This window comes from Trichocoleus sp. FACHB-6 (assembly GCF_014695815.1).
Lineage (GTDB): Bacteria > Cyanobacteriota > Cyanobacteriia > Cyanobacteriales > FACHB-T130 > Funiculus > Funiculus sociatus.
Genome location: NZ_JACJOY010000065.1, coordinates 73,202 through 87,872, shown reverse-complemented (window position 1 = coordinate 87,872; position 14,671 = coordinate 73,202). Strand labels below are relative to the sequence as shown.

10 protein-coding genes are annotated in these 14,671 nt (G+C 45.8%); 5 read left to right on the top strand and 5 right to left on the bottom strand.

Annotated features, from left to right (window positions below):
* The first annotated feature begins 39 nt into the window (after positions 1-39).
* Positions 40-1,302 (top strand): tetratricopeptide repeat protein, encoded by a 1,263-nt coding sequence (locus H6F66_RS12525; protein WP_190421642.1) that lies wholly within the window; start codon positions 40-42, stop codon positions 1,300-1,302.
* Positions 1,303-1,306: 4 nt separating this feature from the next.
* Here H6F66_RS12525 and H6F66_RS12520 read toward each other — a convergent pair whose 3' ends face one another.
* The 3 genes from H6F66_RS12520 to H6F66_RS12510 all read right to left on the bottom strand — a co-directional run bounded on the left by H6F66_RS12520 (position 1,307) and on the right by H6F66_RS12510 (position 5,153).
* Complete coding sequence (locus H6F66_RS12520) at positions 1,307-1,909, bottom strand: Uma2 family endonuclease (RefSeq protein ID WP_190421640.1); 603 nt, start codon at positions 1,907-1,909, stop codon at positions 1,307-1,309.
* A 121-nt stretch (positions 1,910-2,030) separates the two neighbouring features.
* Positions 2,031-4,613 (bottom strand): alpha-glucan family phosphorylase, encoded by a 2,583-nt coding sequence (glgP, locus tag H6F66_RS12515; RefSeq protein ID WP_190421638.1) that lies wholly within the window; start codon positions 4,611-4,613, stop codon positions 2,031-2,033.
* A 129-nt stretch (positions 4,614-4,742) separates the two neighbouring features.
* Positions 4,743-5,153: a hypothetical protein gene (locus H6F66_RS12510; protein ID WP_190421636.1), complete on the bottom strand. Its 411-nt coding sequence runs from the start codon at positions 5,151-5,153 to the stop codon at positions 4,743-4,745.
* Positions 5,154-5,275: 122 nt separating this feature from the next.
* Here H6F66_RS12510 and H6F66_RS12505 point away from each other — a divergent pair, with 122 nt between their 5' ends.
* The gene (locus tag H6F66_RS12505; RefSeq protein WP_190421634.1) at positions 5,276-5,629 is read left to right on the top strand and encodes a helix-turn-helix transcriptional regulator; all 354 of its coding nucleotides are present in this window, start codon (positions 5,276-5,278) and stop codon (positions 5,627-5,629) included.
* Positions 5,630-5,680: 51 nt separating this feature from the next.
* On the opposite strand, the gene H6F66_RS12500 is transcribed toward H6F66_RS12505, so the two are convergent.
* Entirely contained in the window at positions 5,681-5,908 is a 228-nt protein-coding gene (locus H6F66_RS12500) for an NfeD family protein (RefSeq protein WP_190421632.1), read from the bottom strand.
* 185 nt (positions 5,909-6,093) lie between these two features.
* Here H6F66_RS12500 and H6F66_RS28900 point away from each other — a divergent pair, with 185 nt between their 5' ends.
* The 3 genes from H6F66_RS28900 to H6F66_RS12485 all read left to right on the top strand — a co-directional run bounded on the left by H6F66_RS28900 (position 6,094) and on the right by H6F66_RS12485 (position 9,095).
* Positions 6,094-6,228, top strand: a complete 135-nt coding sequence (locus H6F66_RS28900; protein ID WP_277874029.1) for a hypothetical protein — start codon at positions 6,094-6,096, stop codon at positions 6,226-6,228.
* A 134-nt stretch (positions 6,229-6,362) separates the two neighbouring features.
* Positions 6,363-6,479 (top strand): photosystem II reaction center protein I, encoded by a 117-nt coding sequence (locus H6F66_RS12490; protein ID WP_190421628.1) that lies wholly within the window; start codon positions 6,363-6,365, stop codon positions 6,477-6,479.
* 120 nt (positions 6,480-6,599) lie between these two features.
* A complete protein-coding gene (locus H6F66_RS12485) occupies positions 6,600-9,095 on the top strand; it encodes a DUF3769 domain-containing protein (protein ID WP_190421626.1) in 2,496 nt (831 codons plus the stop codon).
* Here H6F66_RS12485 and H6F66_RS12480 read toward each other — a convergent pair.
* Positions 9,085-14,487, bottom strand: coding sequence for an ATP-binding sensor histidine kinase (locus tag H6F66_RS12480; protein ID WP_190421624.1), 5,403 nt, complete (start codon positions 14,485-14,487; stop codon positions 9,085-9,087). The two genes, H6F66_RS12485 and H6F66_RS12480, sit on opposite strands and share 11 nt — an antisense overlap.
* Between the last annotated feature and the right edge of the window lie 184 nt (positions 14,488-14,671).

Here is a 14,671-nt window from a genome sequence, read left to right as displayed (position 1 = left end):
GAGCGGATTGGACGACATCCTCAAATATATGAAAATCTGATGGGCGTACACTTAGAACGGGCGCAATTGCTAATTGGGCAATCCCGGTACGAAATGGCAGAGAAGGAACTGCGACAGGAGTTAAGCCAGTCGCCCGATAGCGCGATCGCGCACGCTCTTTTAGGCTTGTGCTTGAGTTACCGCCAGAAGCACCAGGAAGCAACACAAGAAGCTCAGCTCGCAATTGGGCTGGCTCCTGATTGGGCGTATGCTCATTACATCTTGGCGTACATTTTATGCGATCGCGAGCATCTCAGAGATGCTGAAATATCGCTAGCTGAGGCGATCCGAATTGACCCGGCAAACTCAGGTTACTTCGCCTTGCGATCGCGCATTCGATACAACCAAAGACTTTGGCAGGAAGCCTTAAATGCGGCGCAGCAAGGCTTAGCTATTGACCCGGAAGACGTGGAATGCTTAAATTACCACGCCCTCGCCTTGTCGCAACTAGGACGCGCACAGGAAGCTAAGACAGCCATTGAGGATGCGATCGCTAAAGACCCAGAAAATGCCTCCAGCTACGCTAGTTTAGGCTGGATACTTCTGACGCAGGGAAAAAACCCTAACAAAGCTTCCGAAAGTTTCCGCGAAGCACTGCGACTCAATCCTACATTTGAATGGGCTAGGCAGGGAATTGTCGAGGCGATGAAAGCCAAAAATCCCATTTATAGGGTAATGTTGCGATACTTTCTCTTTTGCTCTCGATTAGATAATCGCCCTAGATTGCTCTTCAGTATTGGCTTATATTTTGTCTTCCGCTTGTTAGTAGGTGGCCTCGCCGTCGCTAACTTAAATCCATTACTATGGTTAATAGGTATTGCCTACATTTCATTTGTAGTTCTGACCTGGATTGCTGACCCTCTCTTCACCCTATTACTAAGATTTGATAACTTCGGAAGATTAATCCTTTCCGAAGAAGAGATTAACAAATCGAACTTATTTGGCGGATTGTCGCTTTGCATCATAATTGCTGTTGCTGCTTGGTTTACTACGAAAAACCCCAATGTTTTAGCAGCAGCAATCTCCTTAATATGGTTCTTACTACCAGTCTCGGCAACTTTACAATGTCCGGCGGGAAGCGCGAGAAAATTTATGACAATTTACACAATTATTTTAGCGATCGCATGGCTAATGATCGTAGTTTTACAGCTTTTAGAATACCCTAGCATATTAACAACAATTTTCTTTAGCGTTTTCTTCCTGGGAGGGATGCTTTCCACCTGGGTTGCGAATGCACTAATGGGAGTTAAACAAAACAAATAATCGATTATGACCAAACTTCCGTCAAATCTAAGACAAACCCTGGTAAAACATCTTCCCCTGACAAAGTAGTAGGATTATCCAACACTTCCACATCCTGACCTTGCCTATATATCTCGACCTTCTGATTCTTTCGGTCAATCAACCAGCCTAAACGAGCCTGATTATCCATATATTCCCTCATTTTGGCTCGTAGCGGTTCCATATTGTCATTTTTAGAACGTAGTTCCAGAACAAAATCAGGACACAGAGGGGCGAAGCCTTCTTGTTGTTCTCTTGTAAGTGCGTCCCAGCTATCTTGACGTACCCAAGCAGCATCAGGAGAACGATCCGCACCGTTGGGGAGGTGAAAACCAGTAGAAGAGTTGAACGTCTTACCAAGTTTAGCCTGACGGTTCCACAACCAGAGTTGTCCTTCAATGTCTGAGTTTCTATTTCCTGTGATGCTTCCAGTTGGAGGCATAATAATTAATTCTCCTGTAGCTGTGCGTTCTAGTTGTAAATCTTGGTTAACAACACACAACTCAACGAACTGATCGTGAGTAACCGTAAGTGTTAATGTTGGTGGGATATTGATTGGAATCGGATGCGCGAGACGAACTTGTGTCATTGTAGTGTCCATGTGCCTACATAGCAGCAGATTGGTGGTATTGGGGACTTTGTTATTCCCAATTGATGTTAGATTTTGCGGAAGCCCAGACACTCCTTCGCCCCCGCAAAATCCAAAATTGTTACGCCCAGCGAATCAATCCCAACTCATAAGGAGTTGACAAATTTTCATGTTTCGGCAGAACGCGCAGAGACAGACCTTGTAAACCACTGGAAGTGAAGAGAATATCAGCAGTGTAAATGCAACAATTCTGTTGATCTTGACCTTGGTGTTCCATCACCACAGGCACACCGTTGACAATTTCCCCATCAGCATCGACAGCACCCTGATAGAGTTGCACCTGCACATCATCTGGAGTTAGAGCGTCCAGATTAATTCGGGCTTTGACACCAATAGTTTGATTAACCAAAACCCCAGCAGGTTCAGAGACATCAACTTCTTCAATTTTGATGTCATACCAATGTTCAAACATCCGCTGCTTCCAAGAAGCTATTTCCTTAGCTGGAGCGTAGTTGTTTGAAGTCATAATCGAGTAGCGATCGCTTGCCGGGAAATATCCCCGTACAGCATAATCGCGTACCATCCGCGAAGTATTGAAAAATGGTAAATTCAACCGGATTGCATCCTTCATTTTCGCAACCCATTGGCGGGGAATTCCATAACCATCCCGTTCATAGAACAGCGGTACGACTTCCTGTTCTAGTAACTCGTACAGGGCATTTGCCTCCACATCGTCTTGATAATTCAAGTCGTCGTAGTCTTCCCCATGACCAATAGGCCAGCCAGTGCGGACATAATCAGCCTCATCCCACCAGCCATCTAATATGCTGAGGTTTGGCGAACCATTCATCGATGCCTTCATCCCACTCGTACCAGAAGCTTCGCGGGGACGGCGGGGCGTATTCAGCCAAACATCACAACCAGCCACCATCAACCGAGCTACATAGATATCGTAATTTGGGATAAACACGACACTGACATTCATCCCTTCCTCCCGCGAGAAATGGATGATATCGCGGATTAGTTCTTTCCCCGGTATATCCTTGGGATGAGCCTTACCAGCAACTACAAACTGCACCCGGCGATTTTTGTCACCCTGCAAAATCTTCTTGATTCGCTCTTTGTCACGGAGAAACAGGCTAGCCCGCTTATAAGTAGCAAACCGTCGCGCAAACCCAATCGTCAACACCGTTGGGTCTAGCACTTCCTGCGCCTGGGCAATTTCACCGGGAGTTGCACCGCGATCGCGCAACTGTTTCACTAGACGCTCCCGGACAAACACCACCAATTCCGACCGTTGACGCTCGTGATTGCGCCACAACTCTTCATCCGGAATTGACAGCACCCGCTCCCATAAACTATCATCCGCAGGCGCATCAGACCACTGAGGGCCAAGGTAGCGGTCATATAGCTCCTGAGTAGACCTTGCCACACAACTACGGGCGTGTACCCCATTGGTAATCGCTGTAATTGGCACCTCCTCCAGGGGCAAGTCCTTCCACAGATCCTTAAACATCTTCCGCGATACCAACCCGTGCAGCTGGGCGACACCATTAACAAAACTTGATGTCTTCATCGCCAGTGCTGCCATGCTAAAAGGCGATGCCAAATCCCCGGTATTTTCCCGTCCTAAAGCGAGAAACTCTTCTGGAGAAAGCCCGTAACTATGGGCATAGTGTCCCACGTAATACAGAGCCTTGTCTGGGGGGAACAAGTCGAATCCAGCAGAAACTGGTGTATGAGTAGTGAAAACCTGACTAGCTTGCGCTACTTGTTTAGCTTCGGCAAAAGTCAAACCTTCGTCCTGCATCAACATTCGGATGCGTTCCAGAATCAGAAACGCTGAGTGGCCTTCATTGAGGTGATAGACGGTGGGTTTATATCCCAAAGCCTTCAGCATCCGGAAACCGCCGATGCCCAGCATCATCTCCTGGTGAATCCGCATATCCAAGTCACCACCATACAACTCGTCGGTGATGTCGTGGTCGTAGGAATTATTTGGCTCAATGTTAGTATCCAGCAGATACAGAGGTACAGTTCCCACTTGTACCCGCCAAACACGAGCATAAACGGTGCGCCCTGGATACTCTACCTCGATCCGCAATTCCGAACCGTCAGGATTGCGCTCCGGGTGCAGGGGCATATTGTAGAAATCGTTGATCGGGTAGCGTTCCTGCTGCCAGCCATCGGCGTTGAGGTACTGGGCAAAATACCCTTCTTGGTAAAGTAAGCCTACAGCAACCAGCGGCAAGCCTAAGTCACTAGCTGATTTCAGGTGGTCGCCCGCCAGAACGCCTAAGCCTCCGGAGTAGATAGGCAGGCAATCGGTAAGACCAAATTCCGCACAAAAGTAGGCGTAGCATTCTTTCTGGTCAGTTGCGCGATCGCTGCCACTTGACAAGTTTCGGTTTTTGCGATACCAATTTCGCTCTTGCAGGTAGTCGTCTAGCTGCATTGAAGCCCTTTCCATTTGGGCGACAAACCCTTCATCTTCAGCAACTTCCTTTAATCGGGCTTGGCTGATGGTTCCCAGCATCAGAACTGGGTTGTGACGGCTTGATTCCCACAAGTCGCGGTCTAAGCGCCGAAATAACTCTTTGGTTTCGACGTTCCAATCCCAGTGCAGGTTATAAGCCAGCTTGCGTAGGGGTTCTAGTCTCGGCGGCAGAGAAGGAGAAACATTAAATGTCCGAATCGGCTGCATCGACAAAGCCTCTATAAGTCTGAATAAAGTTATTGTGTACTCAGATCGGCCGAAAGTACGATGTTTTTTATACTCTTTTCGAGGACTGATGATGCTTACAACTTAGAACAAATATTTTTATACCTCTGTTTAGCAACAAGCAGCCGCTTTTAATACAGAATCATGGGATTTCAAGGTATGCGAAATTAAATCTTCCATTTCCGTCGGATAGTTAAACCGCGCAAACTCATACTCAATGACTGCGCCAAGGCTGTTTAATTCTTCCAAATTTTGGCAGCTTTGGATTGCGGCGATGAGGAGTTGCTGCCAACTTGGAAAAATTCTGTAGCTAAAAAAGCTGCTGCACGTCTTCCCTTTTTCGTTTTCCCAGACTATGCACAACTGATGCGCCATGTGCTTTATCCACTTCACCTGGGTTGCCGGAACCCCCAAAACTTGCCCTGCTTCTGCCTTGGTTATATGCAAGCTGGCACGCTTAAACCATCGGGTTTTAATAAAGCTGTGGCGAGTTGCTTGCTTTGAGCGAGTTTTGCGGGTCATGATGCTCTTGTTAGTTTTGTTTAAACTATCCGCTACGCCGGAATACACTATATTCTACGCTATAGCGGAAAAGCAAGGCAATCCGGCTGACCTAAAATAAACTTATAAAGTTACATGGCGCTATGTTGACTAAGGTTAAGACTGGAAGCAAGGGTCGAGTGCAGCAAGGTTCAGGTCGTTTTCGATTCAACCGTCAGGGGATTTTGCGTGTTGGAGAGATTCTTCTCAAGGCGAGAGAGACAAAAGGCTGGAGTCTTCAAGATTTACAGAATTATTGTGGTCTCCCACCAAGCACATCTAATGACATTGAAAACGGATGTGTTACAAAAATTCATGCTGATACGCTTGAAACTTTGCGGGTAGCCTTAGAACCACAAAATCCCGATACAGGCGAGACGTATACCCTATCTGAACTATACAATTTGATGCTGGTAAGGGAAGAAGAACGCAACGAAGGTGTAAAAGAGAAAAGCTAGAGCGATCGCATTTTTCCCCAGTAGGCGATCGCGTAACTCTGTAAAAAAAATCTACTTAACTGGAACCACCAGCATAGTGATATCCTGTCTGCCAACAACCATCACAGGCTCATCAGCTTCAACAGTGGCTTGGCAATCAGGCTCTATAAATCGTGCAGGCCAGAAAGTACCAAGACACTTGACTCGTCCAGGCTGATTAGGAGCGATTGTTTTCTCCACTGTACCCGCGATAGGTTCAGCGAACATCTCAAAATTTTCGGGAGCTAATGGGCTTTTCACGATTACCTCCATCTGATTGAGCGAGAACCTGAGCCTTGGAAAACTGAGTGAGAAAGATTTGAGCCAGAGCCGAGCGGGTTTTTTCGGAAATACTTAAGTGTTTAGCTTATCGTTCTGCAACCAGCATCCGATTAGTTTTCAGCCACGAAAAATCTAGACCATTAGAAACCTAACATCAGCTGAAGTTGCTTAAATTCCGGATAAAGCCCCAAGATTTCCGGATTAGTTGGGCGGCAGGAGTCGCCAACGAGGGCGATCGCTTTCTTCAACAACGACGCCTGGTGAAACTTAATGCACTCCAGAATCGTCAAGCAATTTGATCAGCCTTGCACGACCCTGAATTCAACGCTTGAGGTCTTTGTCAAAAATGAAGCAATATTTCGGTATTATGAGAAAGTTGTCATGCCTTTAAGGTAACAACATTCAGCCTTTCCCGTCTGGAGTAGATATCGGTATGCTGACCCTCAAAATAGTTGTTTATATAGTCGTTGCCTTCTTCGTCCTGCTCTTTATGTTTGGATTTTTGTCCAATGATCCGGCTCGTAACCCGAAACGTCGGGATTTAGAATAAACAGCGATCGCTTAATGCCTCAGGCCAATGTCGGGACAGCAGCCCAATGTGAGGCACGCTGCTCAGAATGCAGTTGAGAATAGGCATTTGTGCTGTCCGCTCGACTCCTGTTGCTAGAAAATGCCCCAACCAGTCCCGCCGCCTGAACCACCTTCAATTGTCAGTACCTCACAGCCAGGGGAATTCGCTCCTCTGGCTGCTTCAACTCCAACTCTTTTCTCGGTTTCCACCAGAACCATGCAAACCGGGGCGGTTGCTGCTCCGACTCCGCCGGAAACCCTACCGCCGGAGTCTTCCTCATCTATATCTATCCCTAAAAGAAGTGCCGTCCTGCTTGGTTCTCCGATTTCAGTGGGGCATTCTGTCGTAGGAGCAAAGCAGCCGCCTGCGAAAAATCGAAATTCTGAAAATAAGACACAACCAGTAAAAGAACGGGCAGCAGCTCCTGTTTTGCAAAAGTCGCTGTCCGTATCCCAGTTACCAAGTGTAGATCAACAGCCAAAAGAGCCGCCGCCAGAGCCAAATCCGACGGAAGCCGAAGATGACAGGCTATCCCCACTCCCAGCGTCAGAGGGAAGTGGGAGAGATTCCGAAGATGATAGGGTACCCCTAGAATTACCGCCAGAAACTCCCAGAGAATCCGATACACCAGTTGCCCCCTCCCCCTTGGAGGGCGAACCCTGGAGTGAGGAGGAATTAGTACCTGTCTCACCACCACGCAAGACACAGACACAGCAACCTTCCCCCGTAACACCCACTACTGGGAGTAATGGTAGTGTCGTGGAATTAACTTCAGACCGTCAGGAGTACGAGGTAGATCGGCAAGTTGTGACAGCCGAAGGCGATGTTTTATTGCGATACCAGGGATCGGTAGTAGATGCCGACCGGGTGCAGCTGAACTTGCCAAATCGGATTGTGGTAGGCGAGGGGAATATAGCCTTGAAGCGGGGCGCTCAAACAATCAGAGGCGATCGCTTAGAATACTTTTTTGCCCAAGATAGCGGTTTTGTCTTAAATGCCAGTGGGGAAATTTATCAGCCCACAGCTGGCACGGATTTTTCTGGGCCATTACCAAATGATACCCGTGCCTTTGCCCGACCGTTAAGCGATCGCATCCTCGCCAACCAACCGCTATCGAATATCAGCAATCCCGGTGGCTTTGGCGCTGTATTTGGTGCTGGCAGAACTATTCAAAACCAGTCTGCCTTTCAAGAGGGAGGCACCCTGAATCGGCTGCGCTTTCAAGCGGATCGAATTGATTTCGACTCCGAAGGCGCGATCGCTAGAAACGTTCGCTTTACCAACGACCCCTTCTCGCCGCCAGAGTTAGAGGTACGGGCAGACACAGCTAGATTTAGAAGAATTTCGCCGCTTGTAGATGAAATTACCAGCACCAACTCCCGCCTAGTTTTCGATCAGGGGTTCTCCATTCCCATATTTCAAGATCGCCGACTGATTGACCGAAGGGACCGCGAACCTGGTATCGTCACCTTCGGGTATGATGCTGGCGATCGCGGTGGTGTGTTTGCGGAGCGCACTTTTCAACTTATTTCCACTGACAAAGTGTTATTTCGCGTCACACCGCAGTATTTTCTCCAGAAAGCAATTACTGAGGGCGACTACATCGATCCATCAGTGTTTGGTGTCCGGTCTAGGCTGGATGCCACCCTGAGTCCCACCACCACTTTGAGGGGGACGGCAGTTTTCACCAGTCTAGATCCCGAAGAGATAGCAGAAGACGAGTTGCGGGCAAGTCTGCGCTTGCGCCAGACCATCGGCACCCGTTACCCGCACACCCTGAACCTAGAATATAGCTATCGCGATCGCCTCTTCAACGGCTCCCTCGGCTTTCAAACCGTCCAGAGTAGTATAGGCGCAGTCCTGACTTCTCCTGTAATTCCGCTTGGAAACACAGGCATCAACCTCAGCTATCAAGCAGGCGCTCAAATTATTAACGCCGACACCGACCGCATAGACTTGCTCGACCCGGTGCGGACAAACAACCGCGTCACTCTCAACCGCTACCAAGGTAGTGCGACCCTTAGCCGTGCCTTTACACTGTGGCGGGGTGAAGCCTTACCCGCCACGCCTACCGAAGGATTGCGATATACACCAGTACCAATTGTTCCCTACCTGCAACTGACTACTAGCGCTACTGGCGTATACAGTGGTTACAGCAGTAGCGATACCCAAGCATCCTTGAGTGCAGACATCGGTCTACAAGGGCAAATTGGTCATTTTTCTAAGCCTTTCTTAGATTACACCGGGTTTAATGTCAGCTTGTCTCAAATTGCCCGCAATGGCACATCGCCTTTCTTGTTTGACCGTTTAGTTGATACTAAAGTCCTTTACGCTGGCATCACCCAGCAAATTTATGGCCCATTTCGCGCTGGTTTTCAAACAGCCATCAGTTTAGATACCGGTGATAGCATCAGCACCGACTATTTTCTAGAATACAGCCGCCGCACCTACAACGTCATCTTGCGTTATAACCCAGTCCTAGAGTTGGGTTCCATCAGTTTGCGGATTAATGACTTCAACTGGTTAGGTAATCCAGATCCATTCCCAGGTTCTGGTGTCCGTCCAGTTATCCAAGGTGTTCCCGCTACAGACTGAGTGGAATTGCGATCGCAAACTCTGCCCCTTCCCCAATTGATGAAAAACACTGCAACGTCCCGCTGTGCTTTTCTGTAACAATTTGGTAGCTAATCGAAAGTCCTAGTCCAGTTCCTTTACCCTGCGGCTTAGTGGTGAAAAATGGGTCAAATAGCCGTTGGCGTACTGACTCAGACATTCCTAATCCATTGTCTTTTATCCGGATCTCCACCTGATGGTTATTGGTTACGAATGTGCGAATTGTAATCACGTTCGGATGCTGCTCAATTTCAGCATAAGTTTTAAGGGCGTTAGACTCCTCTAGCGCCTCAATCGCATTCGAGAGCAAATTCATAAATACCTGGTTGAGTTGTCCGGCGTAGCACTCAACCATAGGCAAATCTCCATACTCTTTAAGCACCTGAATCGCTGGACGGTCTGATTTAGCTTTCAGGCGGTGCTGCAAGATCATCAGCGTACTTTCTAAACCATCGTGAATATTCACAGCCTTTTTCCCAGCATCATCTGCCCGCGAAAAGTTGCGTAAAGACTGCATAATATCCCGAATGCGGTCAGTACCAAGTTTCATTGAGGAAATCATCTTGGGTAAATCTTCCAGCAAATATTCTAGGTCAATCGTCTCGATTTCTTCGGCAATTTCTGCTGGCGGATTCGGCATATGCTTTTGATATAAATTCACCAGATTACTCAAGTCTTGAACATACTCTTTAGCATGGTGCAAATTACCCGCAATGAAGCTGACCGGATTGTTAACTTCGTGGGCAACACCAGCGACAAATTGACCCAAAGAGGATATCTTTTCAGTCTGGATTAGTTGAGCTTGCGTTTGCTGAAGTTTTTCTAAAAATTGTTGCAACTGCTGAGACTTCTCTTTTTCCCGCGCATATAAGCGGGCATTTTCTAAAGCTATACCGACTTGCGAAACTAAGACTTTCAAGACTTCTATCCGCTCTTGCGTAAAAGCTCCTGCTGCCAAGTTATTTTCCAGGTAAAGAATTCCTTGCACCTGGGATTGATAAATAATTGGTAGACAGAGAATTGATTTTGGTTGATTTTTCTGAATGTAGGGATCTGTGTTGAAAGGCTCTGCTTGAGTCACGTCATTAAAGACGAGATGATTTTGACTTCTGAAGACGTAGTTTATAACGCAAAGGGGTAAATCCTCACTGGTTTCAAGAGAAATCGATTTTAAAACTGTCACTTCATTGTTTGTAGCAGTACCAGCAGCTTCGATGAACAGTTGGTTATCTTTAACTAGCAGCAGCACTCCTTTTTGAGCAGCGGCATTTTCCAGCAGAATTTTGATTAACTTGCTCTGCAATTTTTCTAAGACAATTTCACTAGCGATCGCTTGCGAAGATTTGATAAAAGTAGCTAAGTCTAAAAAGTTGTTCAAATTGCTACCAGTAGTGGTAGTCGTAGTGATGGTGACATCCAGGGTTGAGTCTTCTACAGTACGACTTTGTGCTACAAGAATTGGATGCTTTGATTCTAAGTCTTTGACTTTGGCTATAGCTCCCCAACGGATATAGGCATAGTATGCTTTCGTTATGTATGCCTGATAAATTATTTCTTTCCCTAGCGACTTATACAATTTCCCAGCTAATTCATAAGCCAGTGCTTCTTCTTGAATATAACCATTTTCGGCGGCTCCTTTGATGGCGCGATCGTAGTAATCCATCGCCTGATAATTCTCGCCAATCACCCGATATTGTTCTGCTTCGACCAAATATAATTTATGTAAAAAATTCATTGGGGCATGATTTGCCCAGTGCTGCATTTTCTCCTGGTTGGCTTGCACTTTGTCCAGTACACAGTCTTGTTCTGGTTTTGATAGGGAGGCATACATCGCCAACCGGACTAGAGAATCGTAGAAATCGAGGAGAGGAATAACTGGCTGTGCTGTTACACCGCCTAAATAGTTTATTGCTAAAGCTGCATTTCCCAGCGCTAGGGGATACTGCCCAAACAGATAGTGAAGGATCAGTTTGTAAAGGTGCAGATAGTAAAGCGCCATTACATCATTTGCTTCTTGATGTTGCGGTAGCGATCGCTCCTCGTCGTAAGCTTCACCGATTAAACGGCACGGATCGACAGAACGCCCCATCAAATTTAGAACAGACTGGCGTAGCATCTCGCTGTAGTTTAACTGAAGTTCCTGCTTGATTTGGCGGATGGCATTACTATAGGTTGCTAGCTTGGGTTCCAAAGCAGCTAGTTCCTGACCCATCAAGTATAAAGACTGACATTCAAAAAAGTAATTCCAAGCAGTAGATTCTAAATTTCCAGTTTCTAGTCCCCGTTGATGCCCTAGCTGAAAAAGTGATAAAGTTTCCCTCAAATGAAACTTCCAGTGATTTACGAAGAGTGCAACGGCACAAAACACTTTGGTATCGATTGCTTTATCACTAAAGTGTGACAACAAATTTAACGCCAATTTGCCAAATTGGTAGCCAGATTCAATGTCATTGACTATACCGCAAAGGATAACACCATAAGTAGCATAAGCAACGGCAGACACGGGCGCATTACCGTGAGTGATAGACAAATTAACCTGTGATAATGTAATCAGCGGATACAGCCTGGGAGCGGCTACGTAAGTAGCAGCAGCTATTGTATACAAAATCCGCATAGCTGCCAGCGCGTAAACATCAGTCATTTTGGGCAGATTCATTAAGTCTTCAATGCCCTTTTCTGGGAGTAGAGCAGCCGTTTTGAAGAGCGCCTGACCGATGTCTGCATCTGTAGGTTCTCCGGGAAAGTCTACCCCCAGCAACTTCAGCGCTTGTAGCCCGATTTTAATAGCTTCTAGCAGTTTATTCTGGGCTACATAGGTGAGGATTGTGACTTCATAAACCTTCACTTTATCGAGCTGATTTATTGCTTGTTGCAGCACAATCTCAGCGTGTTTTTGCATCTGTTCAAACTCACCACTGAGGTAAGCTGCTTCTGCTGCTTGTTCATATAATACCAAGGTAAAATTATAAGCATTTTCCCAGGTATCAGCGCTTAAAAGTTTTACTCCTGTGTTCAAATACTTGAAAGCAGGTTCATAAGCAGTAGCAGCTTTTGCCTTACGTCCCGCAATTAAATTTAATCGCGCCAATTCATGTTTTTCAGACTCTTGGGTGAGCGTGTCAATTCCGAAATTCAACTGATTAATAATATCAAAAATGTTCAATTCTATTTCCTCAATTGGCGTATTTTGCAAGAGCAATTGACCAATTTTTAAATGGATAGCTTTCTTTTGAGTATTAGGGATCAGAGAATATGCTGCTTGCTGGACGCGGTCGTGCAAGAATTTATAACCAACCCGTGAAGTATCGAAAGTCAAATCAACCGCTTCTGACTGGTTAAAGACTAAGGGAACGCGGTACGCTTCACTCAAGGGAAGTATTAACGCCGCTTGTAAAGCTGGATACAGTTCACTGGCAGTGACGGAGGGTGACTGTTCATTGACAATTGAAAGAACATCTAGGGTAAATCTGTCTCCCACACAAGCGGCTAATTTCAATACTTCTTGTGTTGACTTCGGCAGCTTTTCAATACGAGAAGCAATCAGTTCCACTACACTTTTATCGGTGATGCCAATCGCCTGTATCTTTTCAATACTCCACTGCCATTCCCCCTGTGTCCCTCCTTGGTAAGGAGAAATTAAGGGTTTGAAATCAAATTTCAAAAGCTTTTCTTGATATATCGCCTGGAGTAATTGCGTTATAAAAAATGGGTTTCCGGCAGTTTTATTACAAATTAACTCTGCTAGAGGTTTAACTCGTTCCGTATCATTTAAGGTATCAGCAATTAGCTGATTTACATGAAATAAATCTAACGCTTGCAGAACAATATTATTAACAACTGCGCCTGCCTTACGAATTTCTTCTACTGTTTGAATTAAAGGATGAGTGGGACTAACTTCATTATCCCGATACGCGCCGATGAATAGCAGATATTTGCTATCTGGGTCAGCAATTAGCACTTGCATTAACTTCAATGTGGCTGAATCTGCCCATTGCAAATCATCTAAAAATATGACTAAAGGATGCTCTTTTTGAGCGAAGACGTGAATAAATTCTTTGAAAACTCGATTAAATCTGTTTTGCGATTCGTTTGCCCCAATTTGTGGCACTTCTGGCTGTTTGCCAATGATTAGTTCTACTTCGGGAATTAAGTCAATAATTACTTGCCCATTTGACTCGACAGCACTTATGATTTTAGTTTTCCATCTTGACAGTCGGGCAGCACTTTCAGTTAGTAATTGGCGCATCAATGAGCCGAAGGCTTGAATCAATGATGCATAAGGAATATTCCGCTTTAATTGGTCAAATTTACCGGATATAAAATAACCCCGTTGTCGGGTAATAGGCTTATTAACTTCATTTACTACGGCAGATTTACCGATGCCAGAGTAACCAGAAACTAGCATCAATTCACTGGTTCCTTGACTGATGCGATCGCAAGCGGCTAGAAGTAATTTTACCTGAGTTTCTCTGCCATATAATTTTTGTGGGATGAGCAACTGATTCAAGACATCTCGCCGTCCTGGTATGAAATCAGTAATCTCACCCTTTGTTTTTAACTGGTGAAAACAAATTTCTAAATCTGCTAATAGTCCTGCTGCACTTTGATATCTATCTTCGGCATTTTTTTCCATCAACTTCATCACAATTTCTGAGATGGCCGGGGAAATTTCAGAATTTAATTTGTGGGGAGATTTTGGTTCAGCGGCAATATGGCTGTAAACTATCTCCAACGGGTCGTCACTCAGAAATGGCAATCTCCCGGTGGTCATTTCATACAAGGTGACACCGAGAGAATAAAAGTCTGTGCGATAGTCGAGAGTGCGATTCATTCTCCCAGTTTGTTCGGGAGACATATAAGCAAGGGTGCCTTCGACTGAATTAGGATTATTAATTAGTTGGCTTTCTTTAGTTAGGCGTGAAGCGATGCCGAAATCGGTAAGTTTAACAATTCCGGTTTGGGAATTAATGATGATGTTACTGGGTTTAATATCTTTATGAATAATCTGATTTTTATGCAGATAGTCTAAGGCTTTAGCGAGTTGGATGCTAATGCTTAAACAGGTACTGAGGTTGAGTTTCTCTATTCGCAGTAGTTGTGCCAGGGAGTTACCACCAAAGTCTTCTAGAAGTAGTGCCTGACGATTGTTGAAGGTTTCGAGGCTAAGGACTTTGACGATGCCTGGATGGTCTAAGCTTTGCCGGATTTGATATTCGTGTTTGAGGCGAGTGATGGCTTCGAGGGTGGGATATTCCGCTTTGAGGAGTTTGAGGATCGTTGGCTGTTGGTGGGTTGGTGTCTGCCCGCGATAGATAATCGTTTGGATACCTTCGTGCAGAGTCGATTGGATTTCATATTCGGAGATTGTCTGCATAAAGCCCTAAAAGTTACCTAAGGTATTAATATCCTGGCATCTAGAACTATGCTCAACAATGGGGAAAATACGCGATCGCACCCGCTAACACTAACCAATTTAAGCAATTTTCGCGGCGATCGCTGCAAGTAATAGGTAGCTAATATCACTTTTTTCGCTGCCCAGCTAACAAAACTGGCACAGC

Excerpts from the sequence above, each read along its gene's own strand:
- H6F66_RS12525 (WP_190421642.1), top strand. The coding sequence starts at position 40 with ATGGGCGTACACTTAGAACGGGCGCAATTGCTAATTGGGCAATCCCGG.
- H6F66_RS12520 (WP_190421640.1), bottom strand. The coding sequence starts at position 1,909 with ATGACACAAGTTCGTCTCGCGCATCCGATTCCAATCAATATCCCACCA.
- glgP (WP_190421638.1), bottom strand. The coding sequence starts at position 4,613 with ATGCAGCCGATTCGGACATTTAATGTTTCTCCTTCTCTGCCGCCGAGA.
- H6F66_RS12510 (WP_190421636.1), bottom strand. The coding sequence starts at position 5,153 with ATGACCCGCAAAACTCGCTCAAAGCAAGCAACTCGCCACAGCTTTATT.
- H6F66_RS12505 (WP_190421634.1), top strand. The coding sequence starts at position 5,276 with ATGTTGACTAAGGTTAAGACTGGAAGCAAGGGTCGAGTGCAGCAAGGT.
- H6F66_RS12490 (WP_190421628.1), top strand. The coding sequence starts at position 6,363 with ATGCTGACCCTCAAAATAGTTGTTTATATAGTCGTTGCCTTCTTCGTC.
- H6F66_RS12485 (WP_190421626.1), top strand. The coding sequence starts at position 6,600 with ATGCCCCAACCAGTCCCGCCGCCTGAACCACCTTCAATTGTCAGTACC.
- H6F66_RS12480 (WP_190421624.1), bottom strand. The coding sequence starts at position 14,487 with ATGCAGACAATCTCCGAATATGAAATCCAATCGACTCTGCACGAAGGT.